This is a genomic window from Streptomyces sp. NPDC002888 (assembly GCF_042888465.1).
Lineage (GTDB): Bacteria > Actinomycetota > Actinomycetes > Streptomycetales > Streptomycetaceae > Streptomyces.
In genome coordinates, this window is the sequence record NZ_JBIAPU010000049.1 from 12,858 (window position 1) to 32,147 (window position 19,290).

The following is a 19,290-nucleotide window of genomic DNA, read 5'->3' on the forward strand; positions in this document are numbered from 1 at the left end:
CCCACTCTCGACTTCGCTCGAGCGGGGGGACCCCCATCGCCCCAGGCGGCACGCATGCCCGTGGGTGGGTGGGGGCGCGCGCCCCCACCCACCCGCAGCCGAACAGCTACCGGTCCGACTCGACCCGCTTCTTCAGGCCCGCCAGCGCCCGGTCGATGATGACCTTCTCCGCCTTGCGCTTGATCATGCCGAGCATGGGGATCTTGACGTCGACGGTCAGCTGGTACGTGACCTCCGTGGCCCCCACGCCCGCCGACTTCAAGATGTACGAGCCGTCGAGCGACCGCAGCATCTGCGACTTCACCAGCGTCCAGGAGACCTCGTTCTCCCCGGTCCACGTGTACGCCAGCGTCTGGTCGTCCTTGATCGCCCCCGCGTCCATGACGAGCCGGACCTGCTCGGCGCGCCCCTGGTCGTCGCTCTTGAGGACCTCCGCCTCCTTCACCTCGCCCGTCCAGTCCGGGTAGCGGGCGAAGTCGGAGATCACTCCCATCACGTCGGCCGGTGCCGCCTCGATCGTGATGCTCGAGCTGGTGTATTCCGCCATCGCTGTGGCTCCTCCAGATGCGGGCCGCCAGTTGATCCTCGTGCGCACGTGTGTGCAGCGTGAAGGCTACCGCGCACAGCTCGGCCCGACGTCACCGCTACCTGCGTCGTACCGGCGCGCGGGTCGCACCGCCCGCTCTCACCACTCCAGCGCCCACGGCCGCCCCGTCCCCGCGAAGTGCCCCACGTTCACGCATTCGGTCGCCCCGATCCGCATCCGCCGCGCGAACGGCTGGTGGACGTGACCGAACAGCGCGTACCGGGGCCGGGTACGGCGGATCGCGTCCAGCAGCGCCCGGCTGCCCCGTTCGAAGCGGCGCGCCACCGTGTCGTAGACGAGCTCCGGCACCTCCGGCGGGATGTGTGTGCACAGCACGTCCACCTCGCCGACCGCCTCGATCTTCGCCGCGTACTCCTCGTCGCTGATCTCGTAGGGCGTGCGCATGGGGGTCCGCAGGCCCCCGCCCACGAAGCCGAAGACCCGGCCGCCGATCTCCACCCGCTCTCCGTCCAGCACCGTCGTGCCCGGCCCGGCGTACTCACGCCACAGTGGCGGCATGTCGACATTGCCGTAGGTCGCGTACGTCGGCGTCGGGAACGCGGCGAACATTTCGGCGTACTGCTTGCGCACCGCCCGCTCGATCACCGCCGCCCGGTCGCTGCCGACTCCGGCCCACAGCCGCGCTCCGAGTTCCCGCGCCTCCTCGAAACGGCGGGCCGTTCGCAGTTCCACAATGCGATCGGCATTCTCGACTCCGAACAGGTCGGGGAAGATCCCGCGGGAGTGGTCGGCGTAGTCCAGGAACAGCACCAGGTCGCCGAGACAGATCAGCGCGTCGGCGCCATCGCCGGCTTTGGCCAGGTCACGGGCGTTCCCGTGCACGTCACTGACCACGTGGACGCGTGTTCTGCGGTTACCGGGCGGTCTCACTGCCATGGTGATCAAGAGTAGAGGTGTGCGGCATACGTGAACAGTGGCGGCGGGACCTGCGGTTACTGGCTCGTCAGTAAGTGCGTCGACTACTGTGCGGTAAAGAAACACCAATCTGTGTGACGCAGCGAACATCTCGCCGGGCCCCCTGTCGAAGAAGCCATACCGGCGGGTAACGTCCGGGCAGTCCAGTCGTGCTCAGGATTTCAACCAGCGGCCCAACGGCCCCTGGGGAACCCCCCGAGCACCTGCCCGAGCCTTGGACCGACCACCGTCGCATCACACAACGTCGTGGCGCCGGCGCCCTATGAGGAGCAGCAGTCTTGCGCGAGTTCAGCCTTCCGGCTTTGTACGAGGTCCCTGCGGACGGCAACCTGACCGACATCGTCCGCAGAAACGCCGCGCAGCATCCCGACGTCGCCGTGATCGCGCGCAAGGCGGACGGTGCCTGGCAGGACGTGTCGGCCGCCGCCTTCCTGACCGAGGTGCACGCCGCCGCCAAGGGCCTCATCGCCTCCGGCGTCCAGCCCGGCGACCGGGTCGCCCTGATGTCCCGTACCCGCTACGAGTGGACGCTCCTCGACTTCGCGATCTGGTGCGCGGGCGCGGTCACCGTGCCGGTGTACGAGACCAGTTCGGCGGAGCAGGTGCAGTGGATCCTGTCCGACTCGGGCGCCACGGCCGCCGTCGTCGAGCTCGACAACCACGCGGCCGCCGTCGAGTCGGTGCGCGAGACGCTGCCCGCCCTCAAGCACGTCTGGCAGATCGAGGCCGGGGGCGTGGAGGAGCTCGGGCGGCTCGGCAAAGACGTGTCCGACGCGACCGTCGAGGAGCGAAGCTCGATCGCCAAGGCCGACGACCCGGCGACCATCGTCTACACCTCCGGTACGACCGGCCGGCCCAAGGGCTGTGTGCTCACGCACCGCAACTTCTTCGCCGAGTGCGGGAACGTCGTGGAGCGACTGCGGCCCCTGTTCCGCACGGGCGACTGCTCGGTGCTGCTCTTCCTGCCGCTGGCGCACGTCTTCGGGCGGCTCGTGCAGGTCGCGCCGATGCTGGCGCCGATCAAGCTGGGCAACGTCCCGGACATCAAGAACCTCACCGACGAGCTGGCCGCGTTCCGCCCGACGCTGATCCTGGGCGTGCCGCGGGTCTTCGAGAAGGTCTACAACTCGGCGCGTGCCAAGGCGCAGGCGGACGGCAAGGGCGCGATCTTCGACAAGGCCGCGGACACGGCGATCGCGTACAGCAAGGCGCTGGACACCCCGTCGGGCCCGTCCATCGGCCTCAAGGTCAAGTACAAGGTCTTCGACAGGCTCGTCTACAGCAAGCTGCGCACGGTCCTGGGCGGCCGCGGCGAGGCGGCCATCTCCGGCGGCGCCCCGCTGGGCGAGCGGCTGGGTCACTTCTTCCGCGGCATCGGCTTCACGGTCCTGGAGGGCTACGGCCTGACCGAGTCCTGCGCCGCGACCGCGTTCAACCCCTGGGACCGGCAGAAGATCGGCACGGTCGGCCAGCCGCTGCCCGGCTCGGTGGTCCGCATCGCCGACGACGGCGAGGTGCTGCTGCACGGCGAGCACCTGTTCAAGGGCTACTGGAACAACGAGGCCGCGACCGCGGAGGCGCTGGCCGACGGCTGGTTCCACACCGGTGACATCGGCACCCTCGACGAGGACGGCTACCTGAAGATCACCGGCCGCAAGAAGGAGATCATCGTCACCGCGGGCGGCAAGAACGTCGCCCCGGCCGTGATCGAGGACCGCATCCGGGCGCACGCGCTGGTCGCGGAGTGCATGGTGGTGGGCGACGGGCGGCCGTTCGTGGGCGCGCTGGTCACCATCGACGAGGAGTTCCTGGGCCGCTGGGCCGCAGACCACGGCAAGCCGGCGGGCTCCACCGCGGCGTCGCTGCGCGAGGACGCGGACCTGCTGGCCGCGATCCAGACGGCGATCGACGACGGCAACGCCGCGGTGTCGAAGGCGGAATCGGTGCGGAAGTTCCGCATTCTGGACTCCCAGTTCACGGAGGAGACGGGCTATCTCACGCCGTCGCTGAAGCTCAAGCGCAACGTGGTGGCGAAGGACTACGCGGCCGACATCGAGGCGATCTACCAGAAGTAGGGGACCGGTCGGTCCCACGACGGCTCATGGCGCGGTGTCCTCGGCGAGGACCCGCGCCATCGTCCGTTCGGCGAGCGCGGTGATCGTCACGAACGGGTTCACGCCGATCGACCCCGGCACGAGCGAGCCGTCGGTGACGTACAGCCGTGGGTAGCCCTTCACCCGGCCGTAGTCGTCGGTCGCCCTCCCCAGCACGCAGCCGCCCAGCGGGTGGTACGTGAAGTCGTCCGCGAAGACCTTGTTGGACGAGCCGAAGAGGTCGTACCGGTAGATGGTGGAGTTGGCGGCGTTGATCCGGTCGAACAGCTTCTTCGCCATGCTCACGGAGACGGCGCTCTGGGCAGCGGTCCAGCCGAGCGCCAAGGAGCCGCCCGCGTACGAGAAGGCCGCACGTTCCGGGTTCTTGGTGATCGCCAGATAGAGGCTGACCCAGTGCTCGAGCCCCGTCGGCAGCGGGGCGATCTCGGCGAAGACGGGGTTGGCGGTATTGGCCCAGTCGTCGATGCCCATGACCGGCATGGTCGACTGGTTGGCCCCGACGGTGTCCCACAGGTGGTTGGCCCGCCCGAGCATCACGTTGCCGTTGGTCCCCCAGCCGGCGCCGACGTTCGCGTCCAGGGCGGGCAGGGTGCCGGTCTCCCGGGCGCGGACGAGGAGTTCGGTGGTGCCGAGGCTGCCGCCGCCGAGGAAGAGGTAGGTGCAGCCGTACTGCCGGGTCTCGACGACCTTGCCGGTGGCGTCGATCCGGTCGGCGGTCAGCACGTACGTGCCGTCGGCGGCCCGGCTGATCGCCCTGACCCGCTCCAGGGTGTGGATGGTGACGTTGCCGGTGCCGAGGGCGGAGGCGAGGTACGTCTTGTCGAGGCTGCGCTTGCCCTGGTTGTTGCCGTAGATGACCTCGCCGGCGAGCGCGGACTTCGTGGCCGTACCGGCGGCTTCGCGCTGCATGTACCCGAAGTCGTAGACGCTGGGCACGAAGGTGGTCTTCAGGCCGGCCTTCTCTGCGTGCTTGCGGGAGGTCCGGGCGAAGCGGTACCAGTCCGTGGACTCGAACCAGGCCGGGTCGACGGTGTTGACGCCGAGCATGGAACGGGCGCGCGGGAAGTACGTGCCGTACATCTCGTCTGCGTCGACGGTGGGGAACTGCTCGGCGAAGTAGGACCGGAGCGGGGTGACGGCCATGCCGCCGTTGACCAGGGAGCCGCCGCCGACCCCGCGACCGACGAAGACGGACATGTGGTCGAAATGGACGCGGTCGAGGACGCCGGGGTAGGAGCCGATGTCCCGGTTGACGACGTCCAGCCAGAGGAAGGTGGCGAGCGGGGCCTCGGTGCGGGTGCGGAACCACATGGACCGTTCGTCGGGGGCGTTGGTGGAGCAGAAGACCTTGCCGTCGGCGCCGGGGGTGTTCCACAGGCGGCCCATCTCCAGGACGAGGGTGCGGATGCCGGCCTGGCCGAGGCGGAGGGCGGCGACGGCGCCGCCGTAGCCCGAGCCGATGACGATGGCCGGTGCCTGTTCGACGGCGGCGGGCTCGGCCGCGTGGGCGGACTGGAGGCCGATGCGGGTGAAGCCGAGGGTGGCCGCGGTCTGGAGGGCGGCCATACCGAGGATCTGACGTCGTGTCAGCTGATGCTGCATCAGGTTTGCTGTCATTTTCGCAGCATGGGCGGATTTTTCGGTTCCGGCTAGGGGGTGGGCGCCTTCCCAAGTGCCGGGTGCTCGTCGCGGGCGGCTGCGGGTTGTGTGTGGCTTGTCGCGTCCACGCGGCGGAGCCGCATATCGATACAGCCCCGGTGGCGGTGCTGCTCTACAGCAGTGCCTTCAAGTGTTCCGCCAGCAGGTCCCAGCGCCACTTCTCCTCGACCCACTGCCGCCCTCGCTCCCCCATCCTCCGGCACAGTTCGGGGTCCCCGAGGAGGGTGACGATGCGGTCGGCGGCGTCCTCCGGCGAGCCCCCGCGCACGACCCAGCCGGTCTCGCCGTCGAGTACGGCGTCGGGGGCGCCGCCGGAGTCGCCGGCGACGACGGGCAGGCCGGTCGCGGACGCCTCCAGGTAGACGATGCCGAGCCCCTCCACGTCGAGGCCGCCGCGCCGGGTGCGGCACGGCATGGCGAACACGTCGCCGGCGCCGTAGTGCGCGGGCAGCTCCGCCCAGGGCACCGGGCCGGTGAAGCGGACGGAGTCGGCGACGCCCCTCTCGTGCGCGAGCCGTCGCAGGTCGCCCTCGTAGGGGCCGCCCCCGACGATCAGCAGGACCGTGTCCGGCTCGGCGGCCAGGATCCTGGGCATGGCCTGGATCAGCGTGTCCTGCCCCTTGCGCGGGACCAGCCGGGAGACGCACACGACCACCGGCCGGTCGGTGAGGCCGAGCCGCGCCCGCACCTGGTCGCCGCCGGAGCCCGGGTGGAAGGTCTTCTCGTCCACGCCCGGCGGCAGCTGCACCATCCGGCGCGCGGCCTGAGGCGTCAGGGAGCCCGCGATCCGCGAGCGCGTGTAGTCGCCGAGGTAGGTGATCGTGTCCGTGGACTCCCCGATCCGGCGCAGCAGGTGCCGCGCGGCGGGCAGCTGGGCCCATCCGGCCTCGTGCCCGTGGGTCGTCGCCACCAGCCGGGTCGCGCCCGCCTTCCGCAGCGCCGGTGCCATCAGCGCGAGCGGCGCCGCCGCCCCGAACCACACCGACGTACACCCGTGCTCCCGCAGCAGGCCCACGGCCCGCCGGGTCGTGCCCGGCGTCGGCAGCAGCATCGGCCTACGGTCGCGGACGACGGTGAAGGGCTGCTCGGCGTCGAAGGCGGCCGTCGCCTCGACGCCCTCCCGGCTCCGCTTCCACGTCGACGCGTAGACGACGAGCCGCTCGGGGTCGAGGCGCAGCGCCATGTTGTGCAGGAACGCCTGGATACCGCCGGGCCGTGGCGGAAAGTCGTTGGTCACGATCAGGGTCTTATGCATCGCCGCAGACCTTATCGAACCTGCCCAGCGGCTTTATGGCACGCTCACAGCAGGGCAGGACATCATGTTCCCCTCAACACGAACAGCGGATGGCAGGGGATCACGTGAAGACGACGGGCGCGAGGCGGTCACTGCCGTGGCTGCTGGGGACCTGGGGCGTGACCAGGTTGCTGCTGCTGCTCTTCGTCTTCAAGGTGTACGTCTTCCCGGGCCCGGACGTCACCAGCGACGTCTCCGTCATCTATCACGGCTGGTACGACGTTCTGAGCAGCGGAACGTTCCCTCAGAAGGACGTCACCTGGCAGTACCCGCCCGCCGCTGCGCTCGCGATCCTCTCCCCCGGCCTGCTGCCCTTCCTGGACTACGCGTCGGCGTTCTTCGTCCTGGCCTTCGTCGCCGACCTCGTCGCGCTGTGCCTGCTGCTGTACGCGGGTCTGCGCCCGTCGAAGTCGCTGCGCGGCGCCTGGGTGTGGGTGGTGGGCGTGCCCCTGCTCGGCCCGACGGTGTACGCGCGCTACGACGTGATGGTGACCGCCGTCGCGGTGGCCGCGCTGCTCGCGGGCGCCCGGCATCCGCGGGTGATGGGCGCGCTGGTGGGCTTCGGGGCCATGTTGAAGGTGTGGCCGGCGATGCTGCTGCTGGGCGCGGTACGGCGGCGGGCGTGGGGCGCCGCGGTGGTGTCCGCCGGTGTGATCGCGGGGCTGTTCGCGCTCGCCATGCCCGGCGCGTTCGCGTTCCTCACCTTCCAGCGCGACCGCGGCACCGAGGTGGAGTCGCTGGGCTCGCTCGTCTTCCACGTGGCCCGGCAGTTCGGCTGGGACGGCAAGGTGCTGCTGAACTACGGCTCGGTGGAGTTCCTCGGCCCGTACGTGGACTGGGTGAGCACGGGGGCGCTGTTCCTCACCGGCACCGCCCTCGGCTGGCTGGTGCTGTGGCGGCTGCTGGCGAAACGGTTCATGACGCACACCCTGGCGGACGCGGCCCTCGTGGCGGTGCTGATGTTCACGGTGACCAGCCGGGTGATCAGCCCGCAGTACCTGGTGTGGCTGGTGGGTCTCGCCGCCGTGTGCCTGTGCTTCCGCACGAGCCGGATGGGGCTGCCCGCCCTCCTGGTCCTGGCGGCCTGCTTCGCGACGGTGCTGGAGTTCCCGGTCTACTTCGCGAACGTCGTCGCGAGTGACGGACTCGGCATCACCCTGCTCTTCATCCGCAACGGGCTGCTGGTCGTCGCCGCGGTGACGGGCGCCGTACGGCTCTGGCGGGCGACGGTGCCGCCGATCGCGAGCGTGCCGCCCCTGCCGCCTCAGACCGCCCCCGCCCAGGAGACCCCGGTCTCCTCCTGACGCCGGGCCCGATGGAGGAGCACCCCCACCGCGGCGCACTGCACGACCATGGCCAGCGCCAGCGCCAGGCACACGCCCGGCAGGCCGAGCCCGGACAGCGCGAGGGCGAGCGGCAGCTGGACGGCCGTGCCGAGCAGGGTCACGCGCAGCAGCGCCGGCGCCCCGCCGCTGCCCTCGAAAACCCCGCCGAGCGCGATGAAGCAGGCCATCAGCAACAGGTAGGGCCCGACACAGCGCAGGAACAGCACGCCCTCGCGGGCCACGTCAGGACCCGCGCCGAAGGCGGCCATGATCCAGGGGGCCGTGGCGGTCAGCAGGACACTCGCCGCGAGGCCGACGGTCCCGGAGACGAGCACGGCCTGCCGCCCGATCGCCCGCCGCGCGTCCTCGCCCGCCCCGCGTGTGTGCGCGGTGTGGATGGAGGCGGCCTGGCGCACCGCGTAGAAGGCCATCGTCGCGATGTACATGACCTTGTAGGCGATGGAGTACGCCGCCACCGCCGTCACCCCGAGCCGCGCCACGATCGCGACCAGTGCCAGCGCCCCGGCCTGCCGCACGGTGAAGTCGGCGGACATCGGCAGCCCGGTCGCCAGCGTCCGGCGCAGCGCGGACCCGGTCCCGCACGCCGGACGGGCCCCCGAGGCGGCCCTGAGCAGCGCGTTGCGGCGCAGGGCGAGCAGGCCCGTCGCGAGGGCCACGCACCGGCACAGCGCGGTCGAGGCGGCGGCGCCCCGCACACCGTAGAGGTGGATGAAGAACGGGTCGCCGACGAGGATCAGGCCGTTGGCGAGGAGGGCGAGGCGCATCGGGGTTCTGGTGTCGCCCGTGCCCTTGAGGATGCCGTCGACGAGGTTCTGCGCGAAGAAGACGGCCAGGCCCGGCATCGAGATCGCGAAGTAGCCCACCGCGAGCGGCAGCGCGGGGCCCTCGGCGGTGCCGAGGACCAGCCGGGCCAGCGGTTCGCGCAGCAGGAACCCGCCCACCACGACCACGGGCGTGATCACCGCACACAGCGCCCAGCCGCCGCGCACGGCCGCCCGCACCGCCGCCGGATCCCGCGCGCCCCTGGCGTGCGCGACCAGCACCGTGGTCCCGGAGGCGAAGACCAGGGCGACCCCGAGCAGCACGTTCTCGGTGTTGGTCGCCACCGCCACGGCGGCCACGGCGGGTCCGCCGAGCCGTGACACCCAGACCGTGTTGATGATCCCGGCGGCCACGGAGGCGAGCAGCGAGAAGTAGACGGGGTGGGCGAGCGAGACGAGCTGTTTCCGATGGACGTTCACTGGGTCCCCCTTCGTCGAGCTACCTCGATTCGAGATAACTCGATAAGAGGTATCATTCGGATACGACGACCGCAAGAAGGGACAGGGCCTGGTGCTGGAGCTGTCGATCCTCGGTTTCCTCGCCGAACAACCGCTGCACGGCTACGAGTTGAAGGAACGCATCAAAGCGCTGAGCGGCCATGTCCGCCCGGTCAGCGACGGCGCCCTCTACCCGGCGATCACCCGTCTCGTGACAGCCGGGAGCCTCGACCAGCACACCGAGCCCGGCTCGGGCGCCGCCCCGCGCCGCATGCTGTCCCTCACCGACCGGGGCCGCGAGGACCTCCTGGAGCGGCTGCGCCACCCCAAGCAGGCCGAGATCACCGACCAGGTGCGCTTCAACACCGTCCTGGCCTTCCTGCGGCACCTGCCGGACCGGCACGAGCAGGCCGCGGTGCTGCGGCGCCGCCTGGAGTTCCTTCAGACCCCGGCGAGCTTCTTCTACCGGGACGGCGAGCCCGTACGGGCGGAGGAGACGGACGACCTGTTCCGGCAGGGCATGCTGCGGGTCGCGCGGGCGACGGGCGCGGCGGAGCGGGAGTGGCTCAAGGAGGCCGTCACACGGTTGGATCAGCCGAGCTGAGCCCGCACGTACGCCCGCCACTGCGCGGTGAAGTCCGCCGGCGTCGTCTGGAGGACGTCCTTCAGGGCGCCCTCGACCGCCCCGGCCCGCTCCTTGTGCGCGCCCACGGCCCGGTAGAACTCGCGGAGTCGGACCTCGCCCCAGCGGTCGGCGATCATCCGGCAGGCCATCCAGCCGCCCTCGTACGCCTTGGCGAGCCGGGTCGCGTCGCCGCCGAAGCCGAAGTCCCGGTCGGTCGGCAGCGCGGCCGGCGGATCCCCCTGGGCCACGGCGCGCCCCAGCTCCGGCGCGGCCTGGGCCGGGGTGCGGCCGCTGCCCAGGTAGCCGATCCAGTCGGCGTACCCCTCGGACAGCCACAGCGGGGTGGCGGCGTTGGTATGGGCGCGGGTGGCGACGTGGGTGGTCTCGTGGGTGAGCACGACCTGCTTCCCGAGCGGGCCGAGCATGCTGTACGCGTCGGGGTTGACGATGACCCGGTCCGCGGGTGCCTTCGCCGGGGCGCCGGTCTCGCCGGTGGTGACCGCGGCGATGCCCCGGTAGGAGGAGGCGGGCGAGCCGAGCAGCTCCGCCATCCCGTCCAGCGACTTCGGTACGAGCACCACGACGTGCCGCGCCCAGTCCGTGCCCCAGGCCTGGGACACCGCGGGTACGGCGCGGTCCGCGAGGCCGGCGAAGGAGCGCAGCCGCTCGGTGGACTGCCCGACGCCCATCACGATGCTGTGTTCGCCCCGGACGACCGCCACCGCGCCCTGGTCCCACAGCTGGTCGCCGGCCTTCTGGGCGGGCCGGTCGGACGCCACCCGCCACGGCCCGCTCCCGTCACGGGTCAGGCGCAGCGTGCGACCCACGGTGACCGGGGCCTTGTCGTAGCCCCGGACGCGGTAGCGCAGTTCGGCGTCGGCGGTCGCGGTGTCGCCGTCGTCGTGCACGGCGGTGACCCGGTACGACCAGTCCGCGAACGGCACCGCGCGCAGCCGGGCGTACTGCGTGGCGGTGCCGGTGGCGCGGTAGGCGCTCTCGTCGTGGTCGAGGACCGCCGCGGCCCGCCGGTCCAGCACCCGCTGCACATCGGCCCGAACACCGTCGCCGGCCGGCCGGCCGCCGCACGCCACCAGTGAGACGAGCAGCAGACAGAGCACCACCACCGAGGAACCCGACACCCGCCTTCGACCAGCCACCCGGCCGATCGTACGGGGGCGACGGTTCCTTGGTCAGACCCTCGTGACCGTCGCGCCCGGCATCATGCCCACCGGGTCGTAGCGGACGGGGGCGCCCGGGTAGGGGGCGTGGATGACCTGTCCGTTGCCGGCGTACATGCCGACGTGGCTGGCGTCGGAGCGGTAGGTGACCAGGTCGCCGGGCTGCGCCTGGGAGAGCGGGACCTGTCGGCCGGCGTACCGCTGGGCCTGGGAGGTGCGGGGCAGGGAGGCGCCGGCCTGCGCGTACGACCACTGCATCAGGCCCGAACAGTCGAAGCCGGAGGGCCCGTTGGCGCCCCACACGTACGGCTTGCCGAGCGCGGAGCGGGCGGCGGCGACCGCGGCGGCGGCGCGACCGGAGGCCGGGACGGCGCCCCCGAAATCGGGCATGCCGTCGCGGCCCGAGCGGGAGGCCCGGTCGTAGGCCGCGCGCTCCTCGTCCGGCAGTGAGTTGAGCAGCTGCCGCGCCTTGGCGAGCTTCTTCTCCACCGTCCGCTTGTGGGAGGCGACCGTCTTGCGGCTCTTCTCCAGTTCGCCCAGCTTCTTCGCCGCCTCCGCGCGCTCCTGGGCGAGTTCGCGCATCACGTCCTGGAGGTCCTTGAGCTCACCGGCCTGGTGGCTGCTGATCCGGTCGAGGACGGAGGCCTTGGCGAGATAGTCGTCCGGGTCGTCGGAGAACAGCAGGGCGAGCGTCGGATCGAGCCCGCCCGAGCGGTACTGCGCGCCGGCCAGCGAACCCAGCTGCCCCCGCATGGAGTTGACGCGTTCCTGCTGCCGGGCGATCCGGTCCTGGGCGTCACCGACCTGTCCCCGCAGGACGTCGGCGCGCTCGTCGGCCTTGTTGTAGGCCTCGGTGGCCTTCTCGGCCTCCTCGTAGAGGCGGTCCACCCGGGAGCGGGTGTCGTCGTGCGGTGCGGCCACCGCCGGTACGGTGCCCAGGGCCGCGGCCGCTGCGGACAGCACACACAGGGCGGCGGCCCCCCGGTCGAACCCGGACGGTACAAGTCGGCGATGGGACCCCACGAAAGCCGCGCTCCTTCCACTTGCGGACGAGGAAACGCGCCAGACAGTAGCCGCGCGACGGGGCGCCGACCAACGACCTCCGTGGATACGCAACGTAACGCCCCGCCGCTGACGCAGGTCACCGGCGGGGCGTGGGGTCATTCGGAGTCATCGCAATTCGCCCGTTCGGGCGGTACGCCGACTTGATCTTGAGGCGTCCCGGTTCTCCGGGGGTCGGTCAGACCCGGACGCCGAACATGAACGGGCCGCCGATGGTGTCCATCGACTCGTAGCGCACGACCGTGCCGGTGCGCGGGGCGTGGATGATCTGGCCGTTGCCGGCGTAGAGGCCCACGTGGTGCAGGTCGTTGAAGAAGAAGACGAGGTCGCCGACCTGGAGCTGGCTCACCGAGGAGATGCGGGTGCCGATCTGGGACTGCGCCTCGGAGGTGCGCGGGATCTGCACGCCGGCCGCGGCGTAGGCCCGGGAGGTGAGGCCGGAGCAGTCGTAGGAGCTGAGACCGGTGGCGCCGTAGACGTACGGCTTGCCGAGCTGGCTCTGGGCCCAGGCATAGGCCGCGCCCGCCCGGCCGGAGGCAGCGGTGGAGGAGCCGAGGACGTCGCGCTCGCTGTCGCGGCTGGAGCGGGCCTGCTCGGCGGCGAGCGCCGCCTTCTCCTTGGCCGTCAGGGAGTTGAGCAGCTTCTGCGCCTCGGCGAGCTTGCCCTGGACTTCCTTCTTCTTCTTGCCCAGCTCGGTACGCGTGGAGGCGAGGTCCTTGAGCTTGGCGGAGGCCTCGGAGCGGTCCTGGGCGAGCTCGCGCTGCTTGTCCTGGATCTTCTTCAGCGCCTCGACCTGCTGGGCGCTGAGCTGGTCCATGGTGGACGCCTTGTCCAGGTAGTCGTCCGGGTTCGACGACAGGAAGAGCTGGACCGAGGAGTCGATGGTGCCGGTGCGGTACTGGGCGGCGGCCGCCAGGCCGATGCTGTCGCGCAGCCCGTTGAGCTCGTCCTGGCCGCGGGCGACGTTGTCCTGGATGGTGGAGATCTCCTTCTGGAGCTTCTCCTGCTTCTCCTTGGCCCCGTTGTACTTCTCGGTGGCCTGCTCGGCCTCCTCGTAGAGCTTGTCGACCTTCGCCTTGACCTCGTCCTTGCTCGGCTTCTCGCTCGGCGCGGCGTTGGCGGCCTGCGAGCTCAGGGCTACGGCGGCAGCGGCCGCGGTGGTGAGCACGGTCACGCGCGCTCGGCTCGGCTGCTTGGGTCGACGGTGGGACGCCACGGAGGTGAACTCCTTCTTGTGAGTGATCACCCGCTCTGAGGTTCGATGGGAGACCCTAGTGACCTACTCGTGATCAGTTCAAATGCTCGCGTCGAAAATATACGTGACGCACCGCATTCTTTGCCCGGAACTCACCTGCCGTAATGCGCGGTTGACGCTACGTTGCGTCACAGTTCTCTCAATTCGGGCAATGCATCTGTAGGTTGACCTTCGGGACAGCCGCTCAAAGCAGCCGCTCAGGACAGCCGCTTCAGGAGCACCGCCGACGCCACCGGCCGCGCCCCCGCCCGGGCCACTCCGTCGGCCACCTCGCGGTCGGTCGAGGCGACGATGACCGGCCGGCCCGGCGGCTCGGCGCGCACCAGCTGCCGGATCAACTCGTCCGCGGTGACCCCCGGCTTGGAGAACAGCACCCGCACCCCGCGCGGCGGCGCGAGCAGCACCGGAGCGACCAGTTCGGCGCCGTCGAAGACACAGGTGACCTCGGCGCCGGTCTGCGCGGCGAGCTGCGAGAGCTGCCCGAGCAGCCGCAGCCGCTGCTTCTCCAGCGGCATCTGCGGATAGCCGGTCTTGGTGACGTTGTAGCCGTCGACGACGAGATGCGCCTGCGGCAGCGCGAGCAGTTGGTCGAGGATCGCGGGATCATTTTCGGACAAAGCCCGGGCGGCGATGTCCTTCGGGGTCATACGTCCCGGTTCGACCGCGTCCACGGTCTCCGCGGGCCGGACGGAGACCGGCGGCAGCGCCAGCTCCCTGCGCAGCCCCTGGGCCGCGTCCAGCACGGTGTCGAGCAGCAGCCGTACCCGCATGTCCTCGACGCTGCGCCCCTCACGCGCCGCCCTGCGCGTGGCCTCCAGGGCGGCCTCGGCCTCCCCGAGCCGCGCCTTGAGCCGCCGGCTCTCGCTCTCGGCAACGGACACCTGGGCATGCGCCTCGGCGCGTACGGCCTCGATCTCGCCGTGGGCCTTGCGCAGCGCCGCCTCGCCGCGCTTGACGTCGCTGAGGGCCGCGCGCAGCTTGCGGTGAAGCGATTCCGCTTCCTTCTTGACCGCCTCCAGCTCGACGCGCAGGCCCTCGGTCTCCGTGCGGGTCTGCTCACGGGCCTGGGCGAGCTGCTCGCGCAGCCGCTCCAGCTCGGCCCGGCTCTCCTCGTCGGCGCGCTCGGCGTCCGCCCGCTGCGCCTCCTCACCGGCCGCGGCCACCAGCTTCACCCAGCCGGTCGGCCGCAGTACGTAGGCCGCGGCCGCCACATCGAGCGGGTCCGCGGCCGGGGGCGGCGAGCCGGAGTCCAGGGCGCCGGCGAGCTCCGGCTGGGCCTCTCTGAGCTTCTCCCCGATGCGCTGCCGGAACAGCGGGTCGGTCTCCAGCGCGGACGCCATCGCGTTGCCCGCGAACTTGGCCCGCCGGTTCGGCGCGAACCGGGCGTACTGCCGCAGCTGCGCGGGCAGTTCGGCGACCGTCAGCCCGCCGAAACCGTCCGAGACGATCTGTACGACCCTGCGCCGCACGCCGTCGGGCAGCGGACGGTCGAGCACCTCGGCGGCGCCGTCGCCCGGCCCCCCGCCCGTGGTCTCCGCCATCCGTCACACCCCAATGCCTGTGCGGGGCCGCTCCCTGTCAGGAGCCGGCGCCCGGCCTGTCCACGAGTTCCACCTGGTCCACCGCGTTGCACCAGCGGCACCGCACCGACTCGATGGTCTCACTGACCACATCGCGCTCCTCGACCTTCGGCTCGCCCGCGAGATCGAGGTGGACGTACTCGACGACCTTCGACGAGCGCGTCACGTCGAACCGGGTGAGGTTGCCGCAGAGGGTGCAGCGCCACCGCGTGGTGGCGGTCGGCAGGGGAACCGTCATCGTGACTGTCCGCTTCCTTCTAGTGTCGTCGTTCTTCCAGTGTCGGGTCGCGCCCAAGGCTCCCCGGTGTGCGTGGCTCGTAACCCTACGGCCTGGCGGGTACTCGCCGCTCGGGCGTCCACGGCGGCGAGGCGATCTGTGCGTGTGCGTCCCGTTACGCCATGCTCTGTGGTCATGATCAGCAACTGGAGCGTCACGCTCGGCAGCATGGTCGAGGCGGTCAGGGCGGTTCGCCGGACATCGGCGCCGGTGACATACGCCCTGATCGTCCTGTGCTGCCTGGTCTTCCTGGCCGGCCCGGCCTCGGGGCTCAACCCGGCGTACGGCTCCGGCGAGGAACTGCTCCTGGCACAGCAGGCCTATTTCCGGCGCTGGGGCGTGATCCCCGCAGAACTGTTCGACGGTTCCCCCCGAGCCGCCCTGACCCCCGCCACGGCCCTCTTCGTCCACGGCAGCTGGGTGCACCTGCTGGGCAACATGCTCTTCCTCTACGTCTTCGGGGCGATGACCGAGGAACGGATGGGCCGCGTCCACTTCGCCCTGTTCCACGTCGGCTGCGGCTCCCTGGCCCTGCTGGGGTACGCGGTCGCCAACGCCGGGTCCGAACAGTCGCTGGTCGGCGCGTCCGGGGCGGTCTCCGCCGTCCTCGGTGCGTTCCTGTACCTCTTTCCCCGGGCGCGGGTGACCAGTCTCCTGCCGTTCCTGTTCTTCCTGCCCCTGCGCTTCCCGGCGTGGGTCGTGCTGCCCTTCTGGGTGGCCCTGCAATGGCTGGCGGCGGGGCGGGCCGGCCAGGGGCCCGGGGTGGCGTACCTGGCGCATCTGGTGGGGTTCGGGCTGGGCTTCCTCTACGCGTGGGCCCGTTTCGGGTGGGCGACTAGAGTGAGGGCCGCCCCAGCTCCGGCCCCCGAGGGAGAGAACCAGCCGTGATCACCGCGATCGTCCTCATCAAGACCAGCGTGGACCGGATCCCCGAGATCGCCGAGTCGATCGCTTCGCTGGACAGCGTGAGTGAGGTCTTTTCCGTCACGGGTACGTATGACCTGATCGCGATGGTGCGGGTCGGGCAGCACGAGGATCTGGCGGAGATCATCCCGGGGCGGATCAGCAAGATTCCCGGGGTGGAGGCTACGGATACGCACGTGGCGTTTCGGACGTACTCGCAGCATGATCTTGAGGCTGCGTTTGCGATCGGGCTGGACTCCTGAGGTTGTTCGCCTAGACGCCTGCGGAGCGCTGTGGGTGCGCGAGTGCCGGTTGTTCGTGGCTTGTCGCGCCCACGCGGCGGAGCCGCGTATCGATACAGCCCCGCGCTCCTTCAGGGCGCTGATCACACCGCCGGAACGCAGCGGCCCTCTTCCGTCCTGTACGTCCACTGCGCGCCGTTGGCCACCAGTTCCCGGACTGCGCTCACGAAACGGTCGACGTGCTCGTCCGGGGTGCCGGCGCCGAAGCTGACGCGGATGGCGTTCAGGGACTTCTCGCCCGGCGCCGCCTCCGGGGCGCCGCACTCGCCCTGGGTCTGGGGGTCGCTGCCCAGGAGGGTGCGGACGAGGGGGTGGGCGCAGAAGAGGCCGTCGCGGACGCCGATGCCGTACTCGGCGGAGAGGGCGGCGGCGAAGTGGGAGCTGTTCCAGCCCTCGACGACGAAGGAGATCACGCCGACGCGGGGCGCGTCGTCGCCGAAGAGGGACAGGATCCTGACCTCGGGGACCTCTGCGAGGCCCGTGCGGACCTTCTCGATCAGGTGCTGCTCGCGGGCGACCAGGGTGTCGAAGCCGGCCTCGGTGAGGGCCTTGCAGGCGGAGGCGATGGAGTAGGCGCCGATGACGTTGGGCGAGCCGGCCTCGTGGCGGGCGGCGCTGTCGTGCCACTCCACGTCCACTCCCCCGTCCTCGCGCCGGGTGACCTTGCGGCTGGCGCCGCCGCCCGCGAGGTACGGGGCGGCCTCGCGCAGCCAGTCGGCGCGGCCGGCCAGGACGCCGGAGCCGAACGGGGCGTACAGCTTGTGGCCGGAGAAGGCGACCCAGTCGACGTCGAGGTCCCTGATGGACACCGGGTGGTGGGGGGCCAGCTGGGCGGCGTCCAGGACGATGCGGGCGCCATGCGCGTGGGCGGCCGCCGCGAGCTCCCGTACGGGCCACAGCTCGCCGGTGACGTTGGAGGCGCCGGTGACGCAGACCAGGGCCGGGCCGTGGCCCCCTTCAATGGACACAGCGCGGTCGGCGAGGGCGCGCTCCAGGGTCGCCACCGCCTGCCGCGGGGTGCGCGGGGCGTCGAGGTACGTGACCCGGGCGTCCTGCCACGGCAGCAGGGAGGCGTGGTGCTCGGTCTCGAAGACGAAGACCTGGCAGTCGGCGGGCAGGGCGGCGGCGAGGAGGTTGAGGGAGTCGGTGGTGGAGCGGGTGAAGACCAGCTGGTCGTCGGCGCGGCAGTCCAGGAACTCCGTGACCGTCCTGCGGGCGTTCTCGAAGAGGTCCGTGGACAGCTGGGAGAGGTAGCCGGCGCCGCGGTGGACGCTGCCGTAGTACGGGGCGTAGGCCGCCACGTCGTCCCAGACGCGCTGCAGGGCGGGGGCGCTGGCCGCGTAGTCGAGCGCGGCGTAGGTGACCTCGCCGCCCGTGACGAGCGGGACGGTGACATCCCGGCCGAGAACGGGCAGCGGGGTGCAAATGGTCTGGTCGATGGCAGCGGTGGAGACGGACATGGCGGAACTCCCGTGAAGGCAGGCGGAATCTCCGTGCCGGACAGCGCGTCGACGGCACAGGAAGGGTGAAAAGAGGGATGCGGAGGCGGGGCTCTGCGGCCCTATCGCATTCGCTTGCTCACGGAAGGCTCCTCGACGACCAGGACCCCTGGTGGTACGAGGGGTCCGCGCTTGCCGTAGACCTCGCTGCCTACGACCTGGTCCTCACCCGGGGCACCCCGCCACGGACGGAGGGTTGCCGGACAGTCGGCCGGGGCCTCATGACTGTCACTCATGACCTGAACAGGAACGTACGTGAAGTGATCGCGGTCCCGCAACTCGTGTCCGGATCGCGGGACCGCACCTCGGATCCCTACGCGTTGCTCGCGGCCACCCAGCGCTCCAGCGCCCGCTTCGCCGATCCCGAGTCGATCGACTCCGCGGCCTTCGCCATTCCGGCGCCGATCTGCTCGGCCAGCGTCCCGGCGCCCGGGTCGAGGGCCACGAGCGCCGCGGCCGAGTTCAGCAGGACGGCGTCCCGGACCGGGCCCGTCTCGCCCTCCAGCAGCCGTCTGGCGACCTCCGCGTTGTACGACGGGTCGCCGCCGCGCAGCGCCTCCACGGTGACGAATTCGATGCCGACGTCCCGCGGGTCGAAGGTCTCCTCGGTCACCTTGCCGTCACGGACGACCCACACACGGGAGGTGGACGTGGTCGTCAGTTCGTCGAATCCGTCGTCGCCCCGGAACACGAGGGAGGAGTTGCCGCGCTCGGCGAAGACGCCGGCGATGAGCGGGGCCATGCGCGGGTCGGCGACGCCCACCGCCTGTGCCTTCACCTTCGCCGGGTTGGTCAGCGGACCCAGGGCGTTGAAGGTCGTCCGGATGCCCAACTGCCCGCGCGCCGCGGCCACATGACGCAGCGCCGGGTGGAACTTGATCGCGAAGCAGAAGGTGATCCCGGCCACCTCGGCCACCTCGGCCACCCGCTGTGGGGTCAGTTCGAGGTTGACGCCGAGCTTCTCCAGGACGTCCGAGGCGCCGGACGCGGAGGACGCGGCCCGGTTGCCGTGCTTGACGACCTTCGCGCCCGTGCCGGCGATGACGATCGACGACATGGTGGAGATGTTCACCGTCTTCGCGCCGTCGCCGCCCGTACCGACGATGTCGACCGTCCGGCCCGGCACCTCGATCACGTTCGCGTGCGCGTACATCGTCCGTACCAGACCGGTGATCTCCTCGACGGTCTCGCCCTTGGCGCGCAGCGCCACCGCGAACCCGGCGATCTGCGCGTCGGTCGCCTCGCCGCGCATGATCAGGTCCATCGCCCAGGCGGTGTCGTCCGCGGTGAGGTCGTGGCCGTCCAGCAGGCCGTTCAGCAGCCTGGGCCAGGAACGGCCCGCCGCGGTGTCGCCTCCAGCGGGGGTCACAGCGCTCATGGGGCCGCTCCGGGGTGTCGTAGAAGAGTGTGATCCC

17 protein-coding genes and 1 riboswitch are annotated in these 19,290 nt (G+C 71.2%); of the genes, 5 read left to right on the top strand and 12 right to left on the bottom strand.

Going from position 1 to position 19,290, the window contains the following annotated elements; translation table 11 throughout:
* Nucleotides 1–106: 106 nt before the first annotated feature.
* Entirely contained in the window at nucleotides 107–547 is a 441-nt protein-coding gene (locus tag ACFYWX_RS45830) for an SRPBCC family protein (RefSeq protein WP_389431446.1), read from the bottom strand.
* A gap of 138 nt (nucleotides 548–685) precedes the next feature.
* A complete protein-coding gene (locus ACFYWX_RS45835; RefSeq protein ID WP_389431495.1) occupies nucleotides 686–1,441 on the bottom strand; it encodes a metallophosphoesterase in 756 nt (251 codons plus the stop codon).
* A 359-nt stretch (nucleotides 1,442–1,800) separates the two neighbouring features.
* Between ACFYWX_RS45835 and ACFYWX_RS45840 the strand changes: the two genes are divergently transcribed.
* Nucleotides 1,801–3,597: an AMP-dependent synthetase/ligase gene (locus ACFYWX_RS45840; RefSeq protein WP_389431447.1), complete on the top strand. Its 1,797-nt coding sequence runs from the start codon at nucleotides 1,801–1,803 to the stop codon at nucleotides 3,595–3,597.
* 24 nt (nucleotides 3,598–3,621) lie between these two features.
* On the opposite strand, the gene ACFYWX_RS45845 is transcribed toward ACFYWX_RS45840, so the two are convergent.
* On the bottom strand, nucleotides 3,622–5,202 hold the full coding sequence (locus ACFYWX_RS45845) for a GMC oxidoreductase (RefSeq protein WP_389431496.1): 1,581 nt from the start codon (nucleotides 5,200–5,202) through the stop codon (nucleotides 3,622–3,624).
* Nucleotides 5,203–5,407: 205 nt separating this feature from the next.
* Nucleotides 5,408–6,550 carry a glycosyltransferase family 4 protein gene (locus ACFYWX_RS45850; RefSeq protein WP_389431449.1) on the bottom strand — a complete coding sequence of 381 codons (1,143 nt, stop codon included), beginning with the start codon at nucleotides 6,548–6,550 and terminating at the stop codon, nucleotides 5,408–5,410.
* A gap of 104 nt (nucleotides 6,551–6,654) precedes the next feature.
* Here ACFYWX_RS45850 and ACFYWX_RS45855 point away from each other — a divergent pair, with 104 nt between their 5' ends.
* Nucleotides 6,655–7,893: a glycosyltransferase 87 family protein gene (locus ACFYWX_RS45855; RefSeq protein ID WP_389431497.1), complete on the top strand. Its 1,239-nt coding sequence runs from the start codon at nucleotides 6,655–6,657 to the stop codon at nucleotides 7,891–7,893.
* On the opposite strand, the gene ACFYWX_RS45860 is transcribed toward ACFYWX_RS45855, so the two are convergent.
* Nucleotides 7,854–9,176, bottom strand: coding sequence for an MATE family efflux transporter (locus ACFYWX_RS45860; RefSeq protein ID WP_389431450.1), 1,323 nt, complete (start codon nucleotides 9,174–9,176; stop codon nucleotides 7,854–7,856). The genes ACFYWX_RS45855 and ACFYWX_RS45860 overlap by 40 nt on opposite strands.
* A 91-nt stretch (nucleotides 9,177–9,267) precedes the next feature.
* Between ACFYWX_RS45860 and ACFYWX_RS45865 the strand changes: the two genes are divergently transcribed.
* On the top strand, nucleotides 9,268–9,798 hold the full coding sequence (locus tag ACFYWX_RS45865; RefSeq protein ID WP_389431451.1) for a PadR family transcriptional regulator: 531 nt from the start codon (nucleotides 9,268–9,270) through the stop codon (nucleotides 9,796–9,798).
* Here ACFYWX_RS45865 and ACFYWX_RS45870 read toward each other — a convergent pair.
* The 5 genes from ACFYWX_RS45870 to ACFYWX_RS45890 all read right to left on the bottom strand — a co-directional run bounded on the left by ACFYWX_RS45870 (nucleotide 9,786) and on the right by ACFYWX_RS45890 (nucleotide 15,132).
* Nucleotides 9,786–10,976 (bottom strand): hypothetical protein, encoded by a 1,191-nt coding sequence (locus ACFYWX_RS45870; protein ID WP_389431453.1) that lies wholly within the window; start codon nucleotides 10,974–10,976, stop codon nucleotides 9,786–9,788. The genes ACFYWX_RS45865 and ACFYWX_RS45870 overlap by 13 nt on opposite strands.
* Nucleotides 10,977–11,009: 33 nt before the next feature.
* Nucleotides 11,010–12,020: an NlpC/P60 family protein gene (locus tag ACFYWX_RS45875; RefSeq protein WP_389431455.1), complete on the bottom strand. Its 1,011-nt coding sequence runs from the start codon at nucleotides 12,018–12,020 to the stop codon at nucleotides 11,010–11,012.
* Nucleotides 12,021–12,237: 217 nt separating this feature from the next.
* Entirely contained in the window at nucleotides 12,238–13,275 is a 1,038-nt protein-coding gene (locus ACFYWX_RS45880; RefSeq protein ID WP_389431498.1) for an NlpC/P60 family protein, read from the bottom strand.
* A 236-nt stretch (nucleotides 13,276–13,511) separates the two neighbouring features.
* Nucleotides 13,512–14,855 carry an NYN domain-containing protein gene (locus tag ACFYWX_RS45885; protein WP_389431457.1) on the bottom strand — a complete coding sequence of 448 codons (1,344 nt, stop codon included), beginning with the start codon at nucleotides 14,853–14,855 and terminating at the stop codon, nucleotides 13,512–13,514.
* 37 nt (nucleotides 14,856–14,892) lie between these two features.
* Nucleotides 14,893–15,132, bottom strand: a complete 240-nt coding sequence (locus tag ACFYWX_RS45890) for a hypothetical protein (protein WP_095756136.1) — start codon at nucleotides 15,130–15,132, stop codon at nucleotides 14,893–14,895.
* Between the two features lie 174 nt (nucleotides 15,133–15,306).
* Between ACFYWX_RS45890 and ACFYWX_RS45895 the strand changes: the two genes are divergently transcribed.
* Nucleotides 15,307–16,059, top strand: a complete 753-nt coding sequence (locus tag ACFYWX_RS45895; RefSeq protein ID WP_389431459.1) for a rhomboid family intramembrane serine protease — start codon at nucleotides 15,307–15,309, stop codon at nucleotides 16,057–16,059.
* Nucleotides 16,056–16,337: an Lrp/AsnC family transcriptional regulator gene (locus ACFYWX_RS45900; RefSeq protein ID WP_389431461.1), complete on the top strand. Its 282-nt coding sequence runs from the start codon at nucleotides 16,056–16,058 to the stop codon at nucleotides 16,335–16,337. Before ACFYWX_RS45895 ends, ACFYWX_RS45900 begins: the two co-directional genes overlap by 4 nt.
* A gap of 122 nt (nucleotides 16,338–16,459) precedes the next feature.
* On the opposite strand, the gene ACFYWX_RS45905 is transcribed toward ACFYWX_RS45900, so the two are convergent.
* The gene (locus ACFYWX_RS45905; protein WP_389431463.1) at nucleotides 16,460–17,836 is read right to left on the bottom strand and encodes an aminotransferase class V-fold PLP-dependent enzyme; all 1,377 of its coding nucleotides are present in this window, start codon (nucleotides 17,834–17,836) and stop codon (nucleotides 16,460–16,462) included.
* Between the two features lie 162 nt (nucleotides 17,837–17,998).
* Nucleotides 17,999–18,115, bottom strand: a riboswitch (SAM riboswitch).
* A gap of 73 nt (nucleotides 18,116–18,188) precedes the next feature.
* On the bottom strand, nucleotides 18,189–19,253 hold the full coding sequence (gene trpD, locus ACFYWX_RS45910; protein ID WP_389431465.1) for an anthranilate phosphoribosyltransferase: 1,065 nt from the start codon (nucleotides 19,251–19,253) through the stop codon (nucleotides 18,189–18,191).
* Nucleotides 19,254–19,290: the final 37 nt, after the last annotated feature.

Coding starts and splice junctions, on each gene's coding strand:
- ACFYWX_RS45845 (WP_389431496.1), bottom strand. CDS start 5,202: ATGGCCGCCCTCCAGACCGCGGCCACCCTCGGCTTCACCCGCATCGGC.
- ACFYWX_RS45905 (WP_389431463.1), bottom strand. CDS start 17,836: ATGTCCGTCTCCACCGCTGCCATCGACCAGACCATTTGCACCCCGCTG.
- ACFYWX_RS45895 (WP_389431459.1), top strand. CDS start 15,307: ATGATCAGCAACTGGAGCGTCACGCTCGGCAGCATGGTCGAGGCGGTC.
- ACFYWX_RS45830 (WP_389431446.1), bottom strand. CDS start 547: ATGGCGGAATACACCAGCTCGAGCATCACGATCGAGGCGGCACCGGCC.
- ACFYWX_RS45885 (WP_389431457.1), bottom strand. CDS start 14,855: ATGGCGGAGACCACGGGCGGGGGGCCGGGCGACGGCGCCGCCGAGGTG.
- ACFYWX_RS45850 (WP_389431449.1), bottom strand. CDS start 6,550: ATGCATAAGACCCTGATCGTGACCAACGACTTTCCGCCACGGCCCGGC.
- ACFYWX_RS45890 (WP_095756136.1), bottom strand. CDS start 15,132: ATGACGGTTCCCCTGCCGACCGCCACCACGCGGTGGCGCTGCACCCTC.
- trpD (WP_389431465.1), bottom strand. CDS start 19,253: ATGAGCGCTGTGACCCCCGCTGGAGGCGACACCGCGGCGGGCCGTTCC.